17 protein-coding genes are annotated in these 19,672 nt (G+C 69.8%); 3 read left to right on the plus strand and 14 right to left on the minus strand.

Going from position 1 to position 19,672, the window contains the following annotated elements:
* Positions 1 to 238: 238 nt before the first annotated feature.
* Complete coding sequence (locus AB0M82_RS03360) at positions 239 to 2,248, plus strand: RICIN domain-containing protein (protein WP_364717266.1); 2,010 nt, start codon at positions 239 to 241, stop codon at positions 2,246 to 2,248.
* Positions 2,249 to 2,251: 3 nt separating this feature from the next.
* Here AB0M82_RS03360 and AB0M82_RS03365 read toward each other — a convergent pair whose 3' ends face one another.
* Entirely contained in the window at positions 2,252 to 2,827 is a 576-nt protein-coding gene (locus tag AB0M82_RS03365; RefSeq protein ID WP_364717269.1) for a CGNR zinc finger domain-containing protein, read from the minus strand.
* A gap of 102 nt (positions 2,828 to 2,929) precedes the next feature.
* Here AB0M82_RS03365 and AB0M82_RS03370 point away from each other — a divergent pair, with 102 nt between their 5' ends.
* Positions 2,930 to 4,096 carry an epoxide hydrolase family protein gene (locus AB0M82_RS03370; protein WP_364717272.1) on the plus strand — a complete coding sequence of 389 codons (1,167 nt, stop codon included), beginning with the start codon at positions 2,930 to 2,932 and terminating at the stop codon, positions 4,094 to 4,096.
* Positions 4,097 to 4,116: 20 nt separating this feature from the next.
* Here AB0M82_RS03370 and AB0M82_RS03375 read toward each other — a convergent pair whose 3' ends face one another.
* The 8 genes from AB0M82_RS03375 to AB0M82_RS03410 form a co-directional block, all read right to left on the minus strand.
* Entirely contained in the window at positions 4,117 to 5,400 is a 1,284-nt protein-coding gene (locus AB0M82_RS03375; RefSeq protein ID WP_364717274.1) for an aminotransferase class III-fold pyridoxal phosphate-dependent enzyme, read from the minus strand.
* 98 nt (positions 5,401 to 5,498) lie between these two features.
* A complete protein-coding gene (locus AB0M82_RS03380) occupies positions 5,499 to 6,656 on the minus strand; it encodes an FAD-dependent oxidoreductase (protein WP_364717276.1) in 1,158 nt (385 codons plus the stop codon).
* Positions 6,656 to 7,423, minus strand: coding sequence for an amino acid ABC transporter ATP-binding protein (locus AB0M82_RS03385; protein WP_364717278.1), 768 nt, complete (start codon positions 7,421 to 7,423; stop codon positions 6,656 to 6,658). Before AB0M82_RS03385 ends, AB0M82_RS03380 begins: the two co-directional genes overlap by 1 nt.
* Positions 7,420 to 8,289, minus strand: coding sequence for an amino acid ABC transporter permease (locus AB0M82_RS03390; RefSeq protein ID WP_364717280.1), 870 nt, complete (start codon positions 8,287 to 8,289; stop codon positions 7,420 to 7,422). The genes AB0M82_RS03385 and AB0M82_RS03390 overlap by 4 nt, the downstream gene beginning before the upstream one ends.
* 32 nt (positions 8,290 to 8,321) lie before the next feature.
* Positions 8,322 to 9,257 carry an ABC transporter substrate-binding protein gene (locus AB0M82_RS03395; protein WP_364717282.1) on the minus strand — a complete coding sequence of 312 codons (936 nt, stop codon included), beginning with the start codon at positions 9,255 to 9,257 and terminating at the stop codon, positions 8,322 to 8,324.
* Between the two features lie 79 nt (positions 9,258 to 9,336).
* Positions 9,337 to 10,812, minus strand: a complete 1,476-nt coding sequence (locus tag AB0M82_RS03400; protein WP_364717285.1) for an aldehyde dehydrogenase family protein — start codon at positions 10,810 to 10,812, stop codon at positions 9,337 to 9,339.
* On the minus strand, positions 10,809 to 12,086 hold the full coding sequence (locus AB0M82_RS03405; RefSeq protein WP_364717287.1) for an FAD-binding oxidoreductase: 1,278 nt from the start codon (positions 12,084 to 12,086) through the stop codon (positions 10,809 to 10,811). Before AB0M82_RS03405 ends, AB0M82_RS03400 begins: the two co-directional genes overlap by 4 nt.
* A gap of 6 nt (positions 12,087 to 12,092) precedes the next feature.
* Complete coding sequence (locus AB0M82_RS03410; RefSeq protein ID WP_364717290.1) at positions 12,093 to 12,767, minus strand: haloacid dehalogenase type II; 675 nt, start codon at positions 12,765 to 12,767, stop codon at positions 12,093 to 12,095.
* A gap of 166 nt (positions 12,768 to 12,933) precedes the next feature.
* Here AB0M82_RS03410 and AB0M82_RS03415 point away from each other — a divergent pair, with 166 nt between their 5' ends.
* Positions 12,934 to 13,611 carry a GntR family transcriptional regulator gene (locus AB0M82_RS03415; protein WP_364717292.1) on the plus strand — a complete coding sequence of 226 codons (678 nt, stop codon included), beginning with the start codon at positions 12,934 to 12,936 and terminating at the stop codon, positions 13,609 to 13,611.
* Positions 13,612 to 13,685: 74 nt separating this feature from the next.
* Here AB0M82_RS03415 and AB0M82_RS03420 read toward each other — a convergent pair whose 3' ends face one another.
* The 5 genes from AB0M82_RS03420 to AB0M82_RS03440 all read right to left on the minus strand — a co-directional run bounded on the left by AB0M82_RS03420 (position 13,686) and on the right by AB0M82_RS03440 (position 19,641).
* Positions 13,686 to 14,354, minus strand: a complete 669-nt coding sequence (locus AB0M82_RS03420; RefSeq protein WP_364717295.1) for a haloacid dehalogenase type II — start codon at positions 14,352 to 14,354, stop codon at positions 13,686 to 13,688.
* Positions 14,355 to 14,400: 46 nt separating this feature from the next.
* Positions 14,401 to 15,846 (minus strand): NAD-dependent succinate-semialdehyde dehydrogenase, encoded by a 1,446-nt coding sequence (locus tag AB0M82_RS03425; RefSeq protein WP_364717297.1) that lies wholly within the window; start codon positions 15,844 to 15,846, stop codon positions 14,401 to 14,403.
* A gap of 115 nt (positions 15,847 to 15,961) precedes the next feature.
* The gene (locus tag AB0M82_RS03430; protein WP_364717300.1) at positions 15,962 to 16,999 is read right to left on the minus strand and encodes a phosphotransferase; all 1,038 of its coding nucleotides are present in this window, start codon (positions 16,997 to 16,999) and stop codon (positions 15,962 to 15,964) included.
* A 23-nt stretch (positions 17,000 to 17,022) separates the two neighbouring features.
* A complete protein-coding gene (locus AB0M82_RS03435) occupies positions 17,023 to 18,372 on the minus strand; it encodes an aspartate aminotransferase family protein (protein WP_364717302.1) in 1,350 nt (449 codons plus the stop codon).
* Between the two features lie 84 nt (positions 18,373 to 18,456).
* A complete protein-coding gene (locus AB0M82_RS03440; RefSeq protein ID WP_364717305.1) occupies positions 18,457 to 19,641 on the minus strand; it encodes an ROK family protein in 1,185 nt (394 codons plus the stop codon).
* Between the last annotated feature and the right edge of the window lie 31 nt (positions 19,642 to 19,672).

The raw sequence follows: 19,672 nt of genomic DNA on the forward strand, positions 1-19,672 counted from the left end.
CGTCATGAGCGGCCGTACTGCGATCATCGGGAATTCCCCGCCTCGGCGAACCGCGCCCGAATGGAGTAGGAACGGGAGGGGAAATTGCGGCGGTCCGCCATTCTTTCGCTCTCCGGGCCCGTCGCGACCCGCCGTTTCCCTTCTGATCGTTTCTGATCGCTTCTGTCGCAAGTTGTTGACTCCACATCGGGTGCGCCCTGAAGGTGCACGCATCACTTTCGACAGGAGCGACGACGCCGTGCCGAGAACAGCAGGACTCCGTGGCCTGGCACTGGCCCTCCCCGTGGCCCTCCTCGTGAGCGCGACGCCGACGCCGACGCCGGCCGCGGCCGCCGGCGACGTCACGGTGCGGGTCGACCCGTCCTACGCGCAACCGGCCTTCGAAGGCTGGGGAACCAGTCTCGTCTGGTTCGCCAACGCGACCGGCGGCTACCCGGACCCGATCCGGCGGAAGCTCGCCGACATGCTGTTCGGCGCGGACGGCCTCGCCCTCAACATCGCCCGCTACAACATCGGCGGCGGCAACGCGCCCGACGTCCGCACGGACTACATGAAGAACGGCGCCACGATGCCCGGGTTCTGGCAGGCGCCCGCGGGCACCACCCACCGGGACACGGACTGGTGGAACCCGGCCGATCCGGCCGACTGGAACTGGGCCGCCGACGCCAACCAGCGCTGGTGGGTGGACCAGGTCAAGCGGCGGGTCACCAAGTGGGAGGCGTTCAGCAACTCGCCACCGTACTTCCAGACGGTCAGCGGCTACGTGTCCGGCGGGTTCGACCCGAGCACCGACCAGATCCGCGCGGACCGCGTCGACGACTTCGCCACCTACCTCGTGCGCGTGACCGAACAGCTCGAGCGGGCGCACCACATCAGGTTCGACACCATCGACCCGCTCAACGAACCGAACACGCCGTACTGGGGAACCACGCTCGGCGCGGACGGGCAGCCGGTCGGCGGCCGGCAGGAGGGCGCGCACGCCGGGCCGGCCCTCCAGCAAAAGGTGATCCTCGCGCTGCGGCAGGCCCTCGACGGCGCGCGGACGCACGCACGGGTGTCCGCGATGGACGAGACGAACCCGGGCATCTTCACGCAGAACGTGAACGCCTACACGCCGGAGGCGCGCGCCGCGGTGAGCCGGCTCAACGTGCACACCTACGGCACCGGCCAGCGGACGAGTGCCCGGGACCTGGCCAAGGGCACCGGCAAGGACCTGTGGATGAGCGAGGTCGAGGGCACCTGGGGCACCGGAACCGACTACACCGGCATGGAACCCGGCCTCGGGATCGCCGGCCGGATGGTCGGCGACCTGCGTGAGCTCGAACCGTCCGCCTGGGTGCTCTGGCAACCCGTCGAGGACGCCGGCCCGCAAACCCAGGCGGGCAAGAACTGGGGCAGCATCCACATCCCGTTCACCTGCACGGCGGCCGACACCCTGGCGACCTGTCCGATCCGGACCAACACGAAGTTCGACACGATCCGCAACTTCACCCACTACATCCGGCCCGGCGACCACCTCGTCAAGGTCGACGACCCCGGCAGCGTCGCCGCGGTCAAGCAGAACGGGCTGGGCGCGACGGTGGTCCACGTGAACAGCACGACGTCCGCGCGGGACGTCACCCTCGACCTGTCCCGGTTCGGCTGGGTCACGCCGTGGGCCTCGGTGACGCCGGTGACGACCAGCGCCGCCGGCGCACTGGTCAAGGGCGCGCCGGTCCGGGTCACCGGGAAGACGGCGAGCCTGACGGCCCCCGCGAAGTCGGTCGCGACCTTCGTCGTCGACGGGGTGCTCGGCGTCGCGCACGACGCCGCGGCCGTCCAGCCCGGGCACACCTACCGGCTGCAGGGCGCGCAGAGCGGGAAGTCCCTGACCGCGGCCGGAGACGGCGTCGTCATTCGCACCACGGACGCCGCCGACCCGGCCCAGCGGTGGAAGGTGGTCAAGCTGACCTGGGGCACCGGCAACCGCGAACGCTACCTGGTGGTCGACGCGGCCACCGGCAAGCGGCTCACGGTGCGGGACAATCAGGCCGTCCTGGCGGATCCCGGCACTCCGTGGCCCGCGACGACCGCGCAGTGGATCACGTCCACGACCGGCGACGGCACGTGGACACTGGTCAACGTCGCCACCGGCAGGCTGCTCGAGGTGCCTGGCCAGTCCACTTCGGACGGTGCGCGGGTGTCCACCTGGACGCCCAACTCCGGCGCGAACCAGCGGTGGACCCTCACCGACGCCGCGGGGAGCTGACGATCACTCCGCCGATCCAGGGTTTTTGCGCCGGCTGGCATTGAAGCGCGCTTTCTTCTGACGATTCCCGCACGTGTTCATGTCACACCATTTGCGGGTACGGCTTTGGCTGGTGTCGAAGAAGGCGGCTTGGCAGGTCGGCGACGCGCACAAGGCCAATTTCCCGTCTCGTTCGCCCGCGATGATGCTGATCGCGTCGGCGGCGATCACGCTGAGGGCGTCTTCCACGCTGGAAGCCGAGCTGAGCTGCCATCGCCGCTTGCCATCGGGCGTCAGGACCGCCGCGGCCCGGCCCTGAACGCTGCGGTCGTTGATGACCTGGACAGCGGACACGGGGAGCGCGTCCTGGATCGCGGCCGCCGTCGCGGCGGCGTGAATCGACTCCCTCAGTTCCCGGGCGAGGTCGAGCTGGGCGGTGGTGCAGGAGTCCACGGCGAGGCCGCTCACGGCCAGCCAGTCGACGAGCCGGCGCGGCGTGGGAATGCGCTCCACCGCGTCGCCGCGGCGCTCCGTCAGAGTCGCCGTGAAGCTGGTCGCCAGCACGTTGCCGAGGCGAAAGTCAGGGAACTCGACCCGCATGGAACCACCTTAGCAAGTTGCAGGCAGGCACGAACGCATGTTAGAACCGTCTTAGCCGGTTCACGAAAGGATGCGACCGGTTCCGCGATGGCAGGAGGTCTCATGCCCCGTCCCACCAGCGACGTGCAAGCATTCGAACCCCACGCGACCGACGCCGACCTCGACGACCTGCGCGCGCGACTGGCCGCGGCGCGGCTCCCGGAGGCCGAGACGGTCCACGGCGCCGCGCCCGGCCCTCGCCGATGGGCACAGGGCGTTCCGCTCGCCGACCTCGTCGATGTCGTGAACTACTGGCGCACCGGGTACGACTGGCGGGCGTTCGAAGAGCGCCTCGACCGGATCGGCCAGTTCCGCACGACCATCGACGAGCTGGGCATCCACTTCCTGCACCGCCGATCCGCGCGCGCGGACGCCACCCCTCTGCTCATGACGCACGGCTGGCCGGGCAGCATCGCCGAGTTCGTCGATGTGGTGGACGAACTGGCGGATCCCCAAGACGCGGCCGCGCCGGCGTTCCACGTCGTGGTCCCGTCGCTGCCAGGCTTCGGTTACAGCGACAAGCCGGCCACCACCGGGTGGGGAACCGAGAAGATCGCGGCCGCCTGGGTGGAACTGATGGGACGGCTCGGCTACGGCGAGTTCGCCGCCCACGGCGGCGACTGGGGAGGCAACATCACCACGGTTCTCGGCGGCAGGTTCCCGGCGAACGTTCTCGGCATCCACACGACGTTCGCGGAGGGACCGCCCGGGTTGACAACGGACGGGCTGACGGCGGCCGAGCGCGAGTGGACCGAGGAAACCCGCGACTTCTGGCACCACCGCGCGGCGTACGCGAAGCAGCAGGCGACCCGGCCGCAGACCATCGGCTACTCGCTCGTCGACTCACCGACCGGGCTGCTCGCCTGGATCCTCGACAAGTTCGCCGAGTGGTCGGACACCGAAGACAGCCCGTTCGAGACGATTTCCCTGGACAGGATTCTCGACGACGTCACCCTGTACTGGCTGACGCGGACCGGCGCGTCGGCGGCCCGCATCTACTACGAAAGCCACAACTCGCTGGATCCCGACCTCCGGGTCGACGTCCCGTCGGCGATCACCATGTACCCCCGCGACATCGAGAAGTGCCCGCGCGCCTGGGCGCGGGAGCGGTACCGGCGGATCGTCCGGTGGCGGTCGCCCGAGACGGGAGGACATTTCCCGTCACTGGAGGTCCCCGGGTATTTCGTCAAAGATCTGCGAGAGGGCCTCGCGGCCGTGCTGGCCGCCTGATCGGTGGGCGGCCCGGCGACTCAATGGGCCGAAGACCTCGCGGGTTCGGTGACGACGGCGCCGATCGCCTGGACCAGACCGCGGAGTTCGTCGTCGGTCGTGATGAACGGCGGGCTGAGCTGCAGGGTGTTGCCGCGCAGGGGCCGGGTGACGAATCCGTGCTCCACGAGTTCGTCGGCCACCGCTTCGGCGCTGAGGTCGCCCGCGAGGGTGACTCCGCCGAGCAGCCCGGCGACGCGGGTGCCGGACACGCCGGGCAGAGCGCGCAGCCCCTCGAGTTCCTGGGCCAGCAGGAACTCCAGCTCCACGACCCGCGGCAGCAGCTTCTCCTCCTCCAGCAGGTCGAGGTTGCGCAGGGCGACCGCGCAGGCGGTGGCGTGTCCGGAGTAGGTGGCGCCGTGGCGGAAGACCGGGGTTTCGGCCGAGTCGCGGTAGAACGGCTCCCAGACGGCCGGGGCGACCAGAACCCCGCCGAGCGGGGCGTACCCGGAGGTGATCCCCTTGGCGAACGTCAGCAGATCCGGCGTCAGCCCGTATCGCTCACTGGCGAACATTTCGCCGGTGCGCCCGAATCCGGTGATGACCTCGTCGACGACGAACAGGATGTCGTTGTCGCGGCAGATGCGCTGCAGCCCTTCGAGGTAACCGGGTGCGGGCGGGTTGACGCCGCCGGTGCCCTGGACGGGCTCGGCCACGATCGCCGCGATGCGGTCCGCGCCGATCTCCGCCACGGTGCGCTCGACCGCGGCGATGTCGTCGGCCGAGATCCGGGCGGTCTCGGGGACGAGCGAGTCGGTGCCGTACCCGGCGCGGTTGAAGTCGAGGCCGGCGATGCTGGTGCCGTAGGCGTGCAGCCCGTGATAGGCGAACTCCCGGCTCAGCACGGTCGTCTTGGCCGGGCGGCCCGCGACCTGCCAGTGCCGGCGGGCCAGCTTGCAGGCCACGTCGATCGCGTCGGAACCGCCGCTGTTGAGGATCACCTTGGCCGCCGGGAACGGCGCGAGCGCGGCGAGCCGGTCGGCCAGCTCGACCGCGCGGTCGTTGAGGAACCGGCCGAAGACGTGGTAGGTCTCCAGGCGGCGCATCTGCGCGTAGGCCGCGTCGGCCAGTTCGGCGCGGGCATGACCGACGTTGGCGTGCCACAGGCCGGCGGTGCCGTCGAACAACGCGCGCCCGTCGGCGGTGTGCACGTAACTGCCTTCGGCGCGGGTGACCACGAGCTGACGGCCGAGAACGGAGGGCAGGTGGGCCTGGGCGCTCCACAGCGCGGGCCCGTCGAGGACGGGGAACGCGTTCTCAACCATGGTGCCCTCCAGGGCTGCTCGGTGTGCGGTGCGGCCGAAAGCGTCCATTGAGGACGTTCGAAGAGCCGGGACTGACGGCGTTGCCGGGCCACGACGGACTACCGCAGGGATGGTGAGGTGGTGTCGAAGCGGTTGGGGTGGAGGCCGTTCGCCTCGGTCGCGGGCTCGCCGAACGCGATCGCGACCGCGGCTTCGGCGGACGCCGGGGCGATCTTGAAGCCCAGGCCGGAAAAACCGGTGGCGAAGACCGTGCGCGGCCGCCCCGGCAGACTGCCCAGCAACGGGGCGTGATCCGCCGTGAAGAGGTCCGGGAACGCGTCGGCGCGCACGATGCTCGGGACCAGACCGGGCAGGAACTCGCCCACCGTTTCTTGGGTCTCGGTGATCTCCTCCTCGGTGAGCTCACGCCGGATCCGGTCGGCGTGTTCGGCGGGCGTGGAGCGCCCGTCGAGGGTCGCCTTCACGGTCACCCCGTCGGTGCTCGGCGCCCCGTAGAGCGAGCGGTCGCTTTCGATCCGGATGAAGACCGGGAACCGCTCCGGCGTGAACTCCTCCGGTCGCCGGGCCACGAACCACGTGAGGTAGTTCCGGCGCGGGTGGACGGCGGCCGCGACCGGCGGCGGGAGCAGGCGCGCCGACCAGCCTCCGGCGGTCACGATCACCCGCTCGAACCGCCAGGTGCGCGTCCCGCACCTGAGCACGACCGAGTCCGCTTCCTCGTGGATCTCGTCGATGCCCGTGCCTTCGAGCACTTCGGCGCCGGCCGCCCGCGCGGCCTCCGTCGCGGCGACGACCGCGCGGTCGGTGCGCACGAAGCCCGCTCGCGGGTCGAACAGCGCGCAGTCGTCCGGCCGCAGCCGGTGCTGCGGGTAGCGGGCGGCGAGCTCGTCGTGGTCGAGGAACTCGAACGGGGTGCCGTTCGCCGTCGCGGTGGCGAGCAGCTCCGGCAGGTACTCCCCGTCCCGGGCGCCGATCGACAGACCGCCACACCGGGTCAGGATCTCGTGCCCCGTCTCGGCTTCGAGTTCCGGCCACAACACGTTGGCCCGTTCCAGCAGCGGGGCAAAGCCGGTCCCGCCGCGGTAGGTCATCCGGAACAGTCTCGTGTCGCCGCCGACCGCGCTGCGGGTGTGTCCCGTGGTCCGCGCCTCGAACCCGACGACCTCGCCGGCCCGGGTGCCGGACCGGCGCGCCGCCTGCCACAGGGCCATGCTGCCCACGCTGCCCACGCCGACGACCGCCAGCTTGCCGTCCATCACAGCACCCTTTCGAGGAACTCCTGAGTCCGCCGCTCGGCCGGGTTGGCCAGCACCTCGCGCGCGTCACCACGCTCCACGGCGACGCCGTCGTCCATGAACAGGATGTCCTTGGCGACTTCCCGCGCGAACCCCATCTCGTGGGTGACGACGAGCATCGTCATCCCGAGGTCGGCGAGATCGCGCATGACGGCGAGCACCTCGCCGACCCGTTCGGGGTCGAGCGCGCTCGTCGGTTCGTCGAACAGCATGATGGTGGGGTCCATCGCCAGCGCGCGGGCGATGGCGACTCGCTGCTGCTGACCACCGGAGAGCTGGGCCGGGTACTTCTGCCCGCAGTCCGCCAGCCCCACCCGCGCCAGCAGTTCGGCGGCCTGTGCCCTGGCGGCCTTCCGCGGGACGTTCTTGACCAGTACCGGCCCGGACATCACGTTGGCTTCGGCCGTCATGTTCGGGAAGAGGTTGAACTGCTGGAACACCATGCCGATCCGGGTCCGCTGTTCGGCGAGGCGCTGCGGGGTCACCGCGTGGTACGCGCTCGCGTGCTCCACGTAGCCGAAGTCCTCGCCGTTGACGCGGAGCACGCCCCGGTCGATCTGCTCCAACCCGTTGATACAGCGCAGCAGTGTCGATTTTCCCGATCCGCTGGGCCCGATGATGCAGGAGATCTCCCCGGCCGCCACGGTCAGGTCGATTTCCTTCAGCACTTTGTGGTGCCCGAAGCTCTTGCACAGCTTCCGTGCCACGATCGTCCCGTCGGCGCTCACAGCAACGACTCCTTCACCTTGACTACCGGCCGCGAGGAGCGCGAGAACCGGCGTTCGATCATCGACTGCGGCACGCTGAGGGAGAGTGTCATGATCAGGTACCACAGGCTCGCCACGATCAGCAGCGGGATCGTCTCGTACGTCCGCGCGTAGATCGACTGCGCGCTCTGCAGGAGATCCGCGACGCCGAGCACGCTGACCAGTGACGTTTCCTTGAGCATCCCGATCACCTGGTTGCCGGTCGCCGGGATGATCGCCGGCATGGTCTGCGGGATGATCACCCGGCGCAGCTTGGTGAACCCACTCATGCCGAGCGACTCGGCGGCCTCGAACTGGCCGCGAGGCACCGACGCGAAGCCACCGCGGATGATCTCGGCCATGTAGGCGGCCTGGTTGAGCGAAAGCCCGATGATCGCCGCGGTGAGCGGGGTGATCAGCGCGTTCATGTCCAGCGCCTGGGACACGTTCGTGAAGGGAATGCCGATGGACAGGTTCGGGTACAGCGCGGCCACGTTGAACCAGAACACCAGCTGGACCAGCACCGGGGTGCCCCGGAAGAACGTGATGTACAGCCGGGCGATGCCCGAGATCGGCGCCTGCGGCGACATCCGCATCACGGCGAGAACGAGCCCGAGCACCGTCCCGAGCACCATGCTGACCGCGGTCAGCATCAGGGTGATGCCGACGCCGTCGAGGATCGAGGAAGCGGTGAAGTACTGGAACACCACGTCCCAGCGGAAGTTCTGGTTACTGATCAGCGCGTAGACCAGGCCGGCGACGATCGCGACCGCCACCACCCAGGCGAGGTAGTCCCGGGTGCGCGGGGGCCTGATCCGTTTCTTCTGCTCTGGCTGGAGTCCGGTCACCGGTTGCCTCCTGCTCCTCGTCAGCGATTGCGTCATTTGGGCTGGGGCTTGGAGCGCTCGGCCTTGGTGACGCCCAGACCGGTGAAACCCCAGCGCGACAAGGCTTCCTGGTACTTCGGGCTGTCGATGATCGACTGCAGCGCGGCCTGCACCGCCGGGGTCAGCGGCGAGTTCAGGTTCAGCGCGACAGCCACCGGCAACGGATTCAGCACCGGCTGCAGAACGTCAAAGGCGTTGGGCTGCTTGGCTTTCGCCCAGTTGAGCGACGTCGCGTCGTAGAAGACGCCGTCGATGCGCCGGGAGGCGACCTGGGTCAGCGCGTCGCTGACACTCGGCAGCGAGACGGCCTTGATCGGCTCTTTCCCCTTGCTCACGCAGTTCTGCTGGTTGAGCTTCGGCAGCCACTTGAGCTCCTGGGTGCTGCCGGACTGCACGCCGAGGGTGGCGCCGCACAGCGAGTCCATGGCCAGTTGCTTCGGGTTGCCGTGGGCCGTGGCGACCGTCGAGCCGTTCGTGAAGTAGTTGATCATGTCGAGCACCTTCAGCCGCTCGGCCGAGGTCCCCATGGTCGACACCGTGAGGTCGTAGCGGTTGCCCTGGAGGCCGGGGATGATGACGTCGAACTTGACGTTCTTGATCTCCAGCTTCAGGCCGAGCTTGGCCGCGATGAGCCGGGCGATGTCCGGGTTGAACCCGATCGGGGTCTTGTTGTCCGAAGCCATGAAGGTGGTCGGCGGGCTGCTCAGGTCCTCCGCGCTCACCAGGGTGCCCTTGGCCTTCACCTCGGCGGGCAGCAGGGCGACCGCCGCCGGGTCCGGCTGCACGCCGACCGAGATGTCGTCGGTGTGTTCGGTGGTTGCTGCACCGCCGCCGCCCGCCGCCGGTACCGTCCCCGCGTTGCTGCTGCACGCTGTGAGACTCATAGTCGCGGTGAGGACCACCACGCTCATTGCCGCCTTGACCCGCATTCGATTTCTCCTTCGACGGGGGCTGCCCGGGCGGCGGTAGCGCCGCCGAACGAGCAGAACATGCCCGGGTTCCTGTTGTCTACTGTGTGCGATTCACTGTGGACTGATCCTGCGAGGCGATGATGATCGTGCTCTTGGGCTCGCTCATCGCCTCCACCGCGAACCGGACGCCTTCGCGCCCGATCCCCGAACCTTTGAACCCCCCGAACGGCATCGAATCGATCCGTACGTCGCTCGTGCCGTTGACGACCACGGCACCGGCGTGCAGCCGGTCCGCTGTGGACAGTGCCTCGTCGAGCACGCCGGTGAAGACACCGGCCTGCATCGCCTGGGCGCTGTTCGCCGCCGCGACCGCGGCCGCGACGGACTCGACCGGCACGACCGTGACGACCGGCCCGAACACCTCCCGCACCAGCACGTCGGCGTCCTGCGGCACGTCGGTGAGGACGGTCGGGCGGTAGTACGCGCCGTCGCGCCGGGCGCCGGTGTGCGCACGCGCGCCCCCGGCGAGTGCCGCGCCGACCCACGCTTCGACGCGGGCGGCTTCGGCCTCGCTGATCATCGGGCCGACGTCCGTCGTCCGGTCGGTCTTGGGGCCGACCTTCAGTGCGCGGGCGCCGGCCGTGATTCGCGCCAGCAGTTCTTCGTGGATCGATGCGTCGGCGTAGACCCGTTGGACGGACAGGCAGTTCTGCCCGGCGCACCCGAACGCGCCGCGCACGATCGCGTCGGCGGCGGCGTCGAGGTCGGCGGTGCCGCACACGATCACCGGGTTGTTGCCGCCCAGCTCCATCAGGAGCTTCTTCGGCCCGGCCGCGGCGGCGATCCGCGCGGCCGTGGCCGGCCCGCCGGTGAACGAAACCGCGGCGACACCAGGATGGGTGACGAGCGCGTGCCCGGTTTCCCCGTCGCCGCACACGACCGCGATCCGGGTCGCCGGCACCCCGGCCCGCAGGAGGATCGCCGCCAGGGCCAGCGCCGAGTGCGGGGTGGCGTCCGCCGGTTTCACCACGACCGCGTTGCCGGCCAGCAGCGCCGGGCCGACCTTGTGAGCGACGAGGTTGAGCGGGTCGTTGGACGGCGTGATCGCCGCGACGACGCCGAGTGGTTCGCGGACGAACCAGCCGCGTTTGCCCTCGCCCCGGTCGCTGTCGGCGAACTCGAGCACCTCGCCGCGCAGGACTCCGGCCGCCGCCGCCGACAGGCGCAGTGTCTCGGCGCAGCGCCGGACCTCCTGCTCGGCCTCGACGATGGTCTTGCTGCCTTCGGTGTGGATGATCCCGGCCAGCCAGGCCGCCTCGTCCCGCACGAGCCGGGCAGCCTCGTCCAGGGCCTCCCGCCGCTGCCACAGCGGCCACGGCTCGGTGACCGCGCGGGCCGCGGCGCGGACGGCGGCGTCGACGTCGGCCGCGTCGTTGCGCGCGACCCAGCCGACGGGCGCGCCGTCGTGCGGGTCGGACACCGGCAGGGTGAGCTCGCCGGTCTGCCACTCGCCGTCGACCAGCGCCCCGCCCGGCAGGCCGAACGACGCGGTCACCGTGGCCGTGGCGGTCATGAGATCGCGTCCAGCACGCGCGCCCCGCCACCGATCAGCGGCAGGAACCACGGACGGCCGAAGTGCCCCGGCACGGGCGGGAACTTGACGTCGCCCCAGATGTTGGCCTCGGCGTCACCGGACATGAAGCGGGCCATCCGCTGGCCCATGTACGTGGCCATCTGCACCCCGTGCCCGCTGTAGCCGACCGAGTAGTGCACACCGTCGCGCTCGCCCGCGTGCACGAGCTGGTCCATCGACAGGTCGACCAGGCCACCCCACGTGTAGTCGACGCGGGTGCCCGCGAGGTACGGGAACACCTCGGACATCGCCTTGACGAGGATCTGCCCGCTCCGGACGTCGGAGTCGGGGCTCGACATGGCGAACCGGGCCCGGCCGCCGAAGAGCAGCCGGTTGTCGGGGGTGATCCGGAAGTAGTAGATGAGGTTCTTGCTGTCCGACGCCTGCCGCCGGTGGGGCAGGATCCGGTCCACGACGTCCTGGGCGAGCGGCTCGGTGACGATGATGAAACTGCCGACCGGGATCACCCGCCGCCGCAGCCACGGCGTCACCTTGCCGGTGTACCCGCTGGTCGCGATCAGGACCTGGTCCGCGTGCAGGCGGCCGCGGGTCGTCTGGAGGACGTGCCCGCCGCCCGGGTCGCGGTCCAGCACGGTGACTTCGGCGTTCTCGCAGATCGTCGCGCCGAGCGTGTCGGCGGTGGCCGCGAGGCCGTGGACGAACTTGCCGACGTGCAGGCCCGCGGCGAGCGGGTCGACGGTGGCGCCGTGGTAGAAGTCGGAGCCGATTTCGCGGTGGATCTCCGCCTTGGGGACGGTGACGACCTCGTGCCCGGCGAGGTCCGCGAGAGCCTTCTGGGTCTTCAGCATCGCCTGGAAGTGCGACGGGCGGTAGGCGAGGGTGAGCTTGCCCGACCGCTCGAAGTCGCAGTCGATCCCGTGCTCGGCGACCAGCTTCTCGATGCTGTCGATCGCGTCGTTGTAGGTGCGGAACATCGAGACCGCGCGGTCGGCGCCGTACCGTTTGACGGCGGTGCCGAAGCCGATCGCCAGTCCGGTGGTGGCCATGCCGCCGTTGCGGCCCGACGCACCCCAGCCGATGGTGTTCTGCTCCAGCACCGCGACCGACGCGCCGAGCTTGCGCAGCTCCACGGCCGCCGAGGTCCCGGTGAGGCCGCCGCCGACGACCGCGACGTCGACCCGCTCGGGGATCGCCGTACGCCGGTGGTCCGCGCCGGGAACGGCGGTGTCCTGCCAGTAGGAAGTCAGTTTCATCGTCGCTCAGAGCCCCAGCAAGCCGTTGAGCTCATCGAGCGAATCGACCTTGGTGTAGCCGTACACCGGCGCCGGCGGGTCGTAGCCGCGGTCGAGCAGCACGGTGTTCGTGAAGCCGAGGTCGTAGGCCGGCATCAGGTCGTACCGGGTGTGCGAGGAGACGTGCAGGAACTCCTCCGGCGGGGTGTTCAGCTGGTCGAGCATGTACTCGAACGCGGCGTAGCGGGGCTTGTAGAAGCCGGACTGCTCGGCGGTGTACACGGCGTGGAACTCGGCTCCGAGCTTGGGGACGCTGACGTCGAGGTAGCTGGTGTCGGCGTTGGAGAGGATCACCAGCGGGTAGTGCTCGCCCAGCTTCTTCAGCGGGTCGGGGATGTCGGCGTGCGGCCCCCACGACAGCACCGCGTCGGAGAAGCGCTGACCGGCGTCCTCGGCGACCGCCAAGCCCCACTTCTTGCAGGTACGGGCAAAGGCGTCGTGGAGGACCTGCTTGTACGCGTAGAACTCGCCGCAGACCTGGTCGTACCGCAGCGCCCGGAAGTCGGTCACGAACCGGTCGAACTGCGCGGGCGTCAGCCGGTCGCCGACGAGCTCGCGGGTGACCGGGGTGATCTGGAAGTCGATGAGCGTGCCGTAGCAGTCGAACGAGACGTACTTCGGCCGGAAGGCTGAGTCGATCACGGTGGCCCTTTCCAGGTGAAGCGGAGGTGTCCGGCAGGAGGAGACAGTAAGCCGGGTCACTGTAAACTGTCAACAGTTTGCTGTGAACGTTGTGTGTCGACTGGTGTATCGTCAACAGTCTTCAGTGAACGAACAACCACCGTAGGTCTCACAACAGGGGGAACGAATGAAGAACCTGAACCTCCAGGCCATCGACTACCAGTCGGTGTCCGGCACGATCGCCACTCAGATCAGGAACAACATCCTCGGCGGCATCCTGCAGCCATCCCAGCCGCTGTCCGAGTCCGAGATCGCCAAGCAGCTCGGCGTGTCACGCGGCCCGGTGCGCGAGGCACTGCAGCGGCTGGTCCAGGAGGGGCTCCTGGTCCGCATCCCCAACCGCGGCGTCTTCGTCACCGACATCACGCCCGAGGACATCGCCGAGATCTACGAGGCCCGCCAGACACTGGAAGCCCGCTGCGGGACGAAGGTGCTGGCCGCCGACGACGGCGCCCTCGAAGGAACCGTGCGGGAACTGCAGGCGATCGTCGACGAGATCGGCCCGGCCGAGCGATCCGGCCGGTGGCGCGAAGTCGTCGAGCTCGACCTGCGCTTCCACAGCACCCTGGTGGCCGCGTCCGGCAACTCTCGGATCCAGCGCGCCTACTCCACACTGATCGCCGAGTCGTCGTTGTCGATCAACCGGCTCGAGCGCTGGTATCCCTCCGACGACTCGCTCCTCGCGGAACACCAAGCCATCGTCGACGCGCTGGTGGCACGGGACCAAGCCGCCTTCACCCGGGCACTCGACCTCCACTACCTGCAGACGCTCACGGAAAACACGGGGCAGAGCCGGCGCGGCTGACGCGGATCCGTCGTGAGTGGCAATGAGGGTCGGAACCCGACTTACCACTCACGACGAGCCGCGGCAGACCACGTCTAGAGGCCCAGCAACGGGGGAACCTGGGAGAGCAGGTTGACCTCGTAGTAGCCGTAGCCGGGGGTGCTGGGCTCGAACCCGCGGTTGACGTGGACCTTGTGCGTGATGCCCAGGTCGTTCGCGGCCATCAGGTCGTAGCGGGGGCTGGCGGAGACGTGCAGGATCTCCTCCGGCCCGCAGCCGAGCTGGTCCAGCATGTACTCGAACGCCTGGTACCGGGGCTTGTAGGCCTGGGCCTGCTCGGCGGTGTAGACCGCGTGGAACGGGGCACCGAGCTTCTCGACGTTGCTCATCACCTGGTTGTCGGCCGCGTTGCTGAGGATGACCAGGGGGTAGCGGGAGGCCAGCGTCCGCAGCGCTTCGGGCACCTCGGGGTAGGGACCCCAGGTGGGGATCGCGTCCACGATGGCCTGGCTGTCGGCCTTGCGGTACGGCAGGTCGAAGCGTTCCAGGGCCTTGCGCAGCGAGTCGTGGATGATGTCGGGGAACGGCTTCCAGGGGTTCAGCACCTCGTCGAGACGCTGCCACTTGAACCTGGCCAGGACTTCGTCCATCCGGTCGTCGGGGACGATGTCGGCCAGCAGCTTGCGGGTCAGGTCCGTGATGTGCCACCGGATCAGCGTCCCGTGCATGTCGAACGTGATGTACTTCGGCTCGAACTCGATCATGGCGATTTTCCTTTCGTGGCCCGGCCGGACGCCGGGACCGTGGGGGTCAGAAGGGGATGGCGACGTACTTGTCCTCGAGGAACCCGTCGATCCCGACGCGGCCGCCTTCCCGGCCGAGGCCGGACTGCTTGACGCCGCCGAAGGGCGCCGCCGGGTTGGACACGAGGCCGGTGTTGAGACCGACCATGCCGGTCTCCAGGCGCTCGCTGACCCGCAACGCCCGGTCCAGCGAGCGGGTGAACACGTAGCCGACCAGGCCCCACTCGGTGTCGTTGGCGGCAGCGAGGGCTTCCTCTTCGGTGTCGAACGCCGTGATCGCGGCGACCGGGCCGAAGATCTCCGTCCGCATGAGAGCGGCGTCGCCGGAAACGCCCGTCAGCACGGTCGGCGGGTAGAAGCAGCCCGGCCCGGCCGGCAGTTCGCCGCCGGTGAGGACCTCGGCGCCGTGCGCCACGGCGTCGCGCACGAGGCTGTCGACCTTGTGCCGGCCCGCGTCGTCGATGAGCGGCCCGACGTCCACGCCGGGCTCGGTGCCCGGCCCGACGGTGAGCGCGGCCATCCGGGCGGCCACCCGGGACGCGAACTCCCCGGCGACCGAGCGGTGGACGAAGATGCGGTTGGCGGCGGTACACGCCTCTCCCATGTTCCGCATCTTCGCGAGCATCGTGCCTTCCACCGCGACGTCGAGATCGGCGTCGTCGAAGACCAGGACCGCGGCGTTGCCGCCCAGTTCCATCGACGTGCGGACGACCGTGTCGGCGCACTGGGCGAGCAGGATCCGGCCGACCTGGGTGGAGCCGGTGAAGGAGAGCTTGCGGATCTGCCCGCCGCGCAGCAGGGGCTCGACGACCCCGGCCGCGTCCGAGGTCGGGACGACGTTGAGGACACCGTCGGGCAGCCCGGCCTCGGTCAGGATCGCGGCGAGGGCCAGGGTGGACAGCGGGGTCTGCGGCGCCGGCTTGAGCACCATGGTGCAGCCCGCCGCCACCGCCGGGCCGATCTTGCGGGTGCCCATGGCCAGCGGGAAGTTCCACGGCGTGATCAGCAAGCAGGGTCCCACCGGCTGGCGCATGACGAGGATGCGGTTTCCGCCGTCCGGGGCCGTGGACAGCCCGCCGTCGATCCGCACCGCCTCTTCGGAGAACCAGCGGAAGAACTCGGCGGCGTAGGCGACCTCCCCGCGGGACTGCGCCAGCGGTTTGCCCATTTCCAGCGTCATGAGCAGGGCGAGCTCTTCGGTGCGGGAGACGACGATCTCGTAGGCGCGCCGCAGGATCTCGCCGCGCACGCGGGGCGGGGTCGCGGCCCAGCCGGGCTGGGCGGCGGCCGCGGCGTCGGCAGCCCGCTTGGCGTCGGCGGGTGAGGCGTCGGCGACCTGGGCGAGCTCCTTCCCGGTCGCCGGGTCGTCGACGGACAGTGTGCGGCCCGCCTCCGCGTCCTGCCAGGCACCGGCGATGAAGAGCTGCTTGGGGACCTGGTCGATGACGTTCATGGGTGGTCTCCGTTCGGAATGCCGGGGTCAGGAGCGGGGGCCGGGCGGAAGAAGCTGTGTTGATTGTCGACGATTATCGTCAACTGTCAACAGTTTACATTGAGTCGTCGCCGATTCACTCTCGGCGAGCCGCGAGTGCGCGCTCCACGTTGGTCCAGTCGTCCTTGGCGTGGCTGAGCGCGTAGGCACGCCGGTTCGGTGCGCGCTCCGCGCGCCAGTCGGTGATCAGCGCACGCAGCGTGAGCCGGGCGAGTGCGGCCACCGGGAGCACCAGGAGTTCCCGGCCCCCGAGCGGGCGCACGCGGGTGTAGCCGGCAGCGAAAGCGCGCGCCTCCAGCCACGGGTCGTGCGGAGTCCGGCCGAGCAGGTTCGCCATCGGCACCGCGGGGTCGAAGACCACGGCACTGCGCACCGCGTCGCCGAAGTCGATCACGCCGATCACGAAGTCCTCGCGCTCCGGGTCGACGACGACGTTGTGGGGACTGAAGTCCCCGTGGATCACCTGCGTTTCGAGGTGACCCAGGTGCGGGACGACCGCGGCGTCGAAGAGGCGGAAGACCTCCCTGGCCAGCCGGGCGTGCCGGGGGTCCGGCGTGTGCTCGGCGAGTCCGGTCAGCCGGTGGAAATGGCGGATGTCCCACACCAGCCCGCGCCGGTCCGCGGGATGGGTGAACGCCGCGAGCGCGAGGTCGACCCGGCCCAGCATCTCACCGGCGCGGGCGAGCTGACCCGGTTCCGCGTTCGTCCGCGCCAGGACCTCGCCGTCGACGAAGCCGAGTACCCGGAGAACGCGGGTCCTGCCGTCGCGCGCCGCGAGAACGACGTTGTCGGCCCCATCCACCGTCATCTTCACCCGCTGGACCGGCAGCTCCGGGGCAGCGTCCTCGAGAAAGCGCATCGCGGCGGTCTGGAGCGCGACGACGGACTCCGGCTCGTCCGGCGGGGAGACCTTCACGAGGTAGTCCCCCGAGCCGGTCCTGAGCCGGAAGGTGTCGTCCTTCTCCGTCGCCAGCCTCTCGAGGTTTCCCTCGACGTGGTAGTGCTTCTCGACGAGGGCGCTCACGAGCGCCACGTCCATGGGCTCGTGCGACGACGCCAGGCCGCTCTCCTCGAAGAGCCACTGAGCGAAGCTCGCGTCCGGTGCGGTGGTCACGATCGTTTCCTTCGGGCGGGCCGCTACAGCCGGACCTTCGCGACCTCGGCGAAGGTCTCCAGGAACCGGGTCACGTCCGCGGCGGTGAAAGCCAGGGGCGGACGGATCTTCAGGACGTTCGCGGCCTGGCCCGTGCCGCTGATGAGGACCCGGCGATCGCGCAGGTCGTTGATGACCTCCTCGGCACGCGCTCGATCCGGCTCGCTCGCCTGCCGGTCCCCGACGATCTCCACACCGACGTACAGGCCGCTGCCGCGGACCTCGGCGACGTGCGCGGAGTCCTTCGTGATCTCTTCGAGCCCCTTCCGGAGGGCCGTGCCGTTCTCGAGGACGCGCTGCTGGACGTTCTCCTCCTCGAAGACGTCCAGCACCGCGGCACCGGCGGCCACCGGGATCGAGCTGCCACCGAAGGTGTTGAAGTAGCGGACGTTCCGCCCGAACTCGTCGGAGACCTCGGGGCGGAACACGACACCGGAGATCGGCATCCCGTTGCCCATCGGCTTGCCCATGGTGACGATGTCCGGCAGCACGCCGTGGCGGCTGAAGCCCCACATCGTCTCCCCGAGCCGGGCGAACCCCGCCTGCACCTCGTCCGCGATGTAGACCCCGCCTGCCGCGTGCACCTCTTCGACCATGCTCCGCAGGTAGCCGACCGGGTCGGTGAAGATCCCGTCACTGGAGTACGCGCCGTCGGTGATCAGAGCCGCGAGCCGGAACCCGTGGCGCTCGAGATCGTCGATCGCGCCGCGGATCTGACCACGCATGTGCTCGGCGAGCGAGACCCCGGGCGCGGCGAGCCGCGGGTCGGGCGGATCGATGACGCGGACGTTCGGCCCCAGGGGTGAGCCTGCGCCCAGCGTGGGTGAGAAGCTCGCGACCTCACTGGTGATGCCGTGATAAGCCCACCGGGTCACGATGATCCCGGTGCCGCCGGTGTGGAACTTCGCCACCCGCGCCGCGAGATCGTTGGCTTCCGAACCGCTGCAGGCGAGACTCAGCCTGCTCAGTCCTTCGGGGAAGGTCGCGAGCAACCGCTCGGCGTAGGCGACCAGTGACTCCTGGACGTAGCGCGTGTTGGTGTTGACCGTCGCCACCTGGCGGGCGACCGCTTCGGCCACGTGCGGGTGAGCGTGGCCGACGCAGGGAACGTTGTTGTACGCGTCCAGGTAGTCGTTGCCGTCGCGGTCGATCAGGTGCGCCCCGTGCCCGGAGACGAACTCGACCGGCTCCCGGTAAATGAGCGTGTAGCCGGGACCGAGCACCTCGCCGCGGCGGCGGATGGTCTCTCGGAGGGTCGCGGGAAGCTCGCCCAGCACCCGGGGGTCGAACCGGTTGGGGTAGTTGGCGATTGCCCGACTCAACGTCGAAGTCATCGGCGGTTACCTTCAGTCTCGGTCGGTGTTGCTCGCTGATGGACCGACCATAGCACAGTTCGTTCCAGTTCCAACCTGAAACTTTTAACCTCGGGTGCTTCCGCCGGGAAAGTCCCGTTTGGACGGAGCCCCGCGTCGGCCGCGCGCCCCGAGCACCGCATCCCGCAGCCGTTCCCGGGCCGGCGCCAGGCAGGCGAACACCGCCCCGCGTGCCGTGGACAGACCGACGACCTGCGGCACGGTCTTGATCTCGGGAGCCGCCGGGAGGATCCGGTCGAGGCGGCTGCGCACCTCGGGAAGAATCTCCTCGACGAGCGGGCACAACCGGCCCGCGAAGTAGACCGTCTCCGGGTCCAGCGTCACGGCGACAGCGCTGGTGGCGGTCACGATCGCCGCGGTGAACGCGTCCAGCACCCCGGCGCGCGCCGCGTCGTCCCGCCGCCCTCGCCAGAGTTCCTCGACGCGCGTCAGATCCAGTCCCCGGCCACGGGCGAACTTGAGGAGGCCGCGCGCACTCATCAGCCCCTCGAGCGTCTCCTGGCCGGCACCGGCGCAGAGGACACCGATCCCGCCGAAAGCCGGCGTGCGCCCCCGGGCGAGTTCGTGTTCGGTGCAGCCGGCGAAGTTCAGCACGCTGCTGACGTTGAAGAGCGCGGCGTTCCTGATTCCGGTGTCCTCGGCCAGGATGCCCAGCAAGGACGCGTTGGCGTCACTGTCCACGAGCACGGGAGCGTGGACCAGATCCACGATGGCGCGATGGAGGCCGGAGCCCGTGAAGATCTTCATCGACCGCGACGGACTGAAGATCTCCGTGCCGTCGCGGACCCGGCCGGGCACCGCGACGACCATCTGGCGGAGGGGTCCTCGCGCGGCCGCGGCGGTCTTCTCGACCAGGCCGGCCAGCCACACGGCGGCGGCGCCGACCTCGTCGTGGTTCGGGGTCGGCGCGACCACGTGGCACACCTCGCGGCCCCGCAGGTCGGCGACCAGGACACAGGTGGTCAGCACGCCGAAACTGACCCCGGCCACGTGCCCGGTCGTGTCAGGCACGTCCAGATAGGTCGATCGCCTGCCTCGGCCGGTGACCGCGCCGACCCCGCCGTCGGCGACGAAACCGTCCGCACGGAGTTCTTCCACCGCCCGCGACACCGTGGCCTTGCTCAGGCCGGTGAGTTCGATGACCTCGTTGCGTGTCAACGGTGCCTGGGAAAGGACCACCTCGAGGACCGCGGCCTTGTTGTAGTCACGCGATGTGGGGTTGCTCGTCACCTCGTGACCATAGCGGTAAAAAGTTTCAGAT

The organism is Amycolatopsis sp. NPDC051128, from assembly GCF_040682715.1.
Taxonomy (GTDB): domain Bacteria; phylum Actinomycetota; class Actinomycetes; order Mycobacteriales; family Pseudonocardiaceae; genus Amycolatopsis.

What these genes read in the sequence shown, in the direction of transcription:
- AB0M82_RS03420 (WP_364717295.1), bottom strand. Translation starts at nt 14,354, where the DNA reads ATGATCGAGTTCGAGCCGAAGTACATCACGTTCGACATGCACGGGACG.
- AB0M82_RS03415 (WP_364717292.1), top strand. Translation starts at nt 12,934, where the DNA reads ATGAAGAACCTGAACCTCCAGGCCATCGACTACCAGTCGGTGTCCGGC.
- AB0M82_RS03435 (WP_364717302.1), bottom strand. Translation starts at nt 18,372, where the DNA reads ATGACTTCGACGTTGAGTCGGGCAATCGCCAACTACCCCAACCGGTTC.
- AB0M82_RS03365 (WP_364717269.1), bottom strand. Translation starts at nt 2,827, where the DNA reads ATGCGGGTCGAGTTCCCTGACTTTCGCCTCGGCAACGTGCTGGCGACC.
- AB0M82_RS03405 (WP_364717287.1), bottom strand. Translation starts at nt 12,086, where the DNA reads ATGAAACTGACTTCCTACTGGCAGGACACCGCCGTTCCCGGCGCGGAC.
- AB0M82_RS03380 (WP_364717276.1), bottom strand. Translation starts at nt 6,656, where the DNA reads ATGGACGGCAAGCTGGCGGTCGTCGGCGTGGGCAGCGTGGGCAGCATG.
- AB0M82_RS03370 (WP_364717272.1), top strand. Translation starts at nt 2,930, where the DNA reads ATGCCCCGTCCCACCAGCGACGTGCAAGCATTCGAACCCCACGCGACC.
- AB0M82_RS03375 (WP_364717274.1), bottom strand. Translation starts at nt 5,400, where the DNA reads ATGGTTGAGAACGCGTTCCCCGTCCTCGACGGGCCCGCGCTGTGGAGC.
- AB0M82_RS03425 (WP_364717297.1), bottom strand. Translation starts at nt 15,846, where the DNA reads ATGAACGTCATCGACCAGGTCCCCAAGCAGCTCTTCATCGCCGGTGCC.
- AB0M82_RS03400 (WP_364717285.1), bottom strand. Translation starts at nt 10,812, where the DNA reads ATGACCGCCACGGCCACGGTGACCGCGTCGTTCGGCCTGCCGGGCGGG.
- AB0M82_RS03395 (WP_364717282.1), bottom strand. Translation starts at nt 9,257, where the DNA reads ATGCGGGTCAAGGCGGCAATGAGCGTGGTGGTCCTCACCGCGACTATG.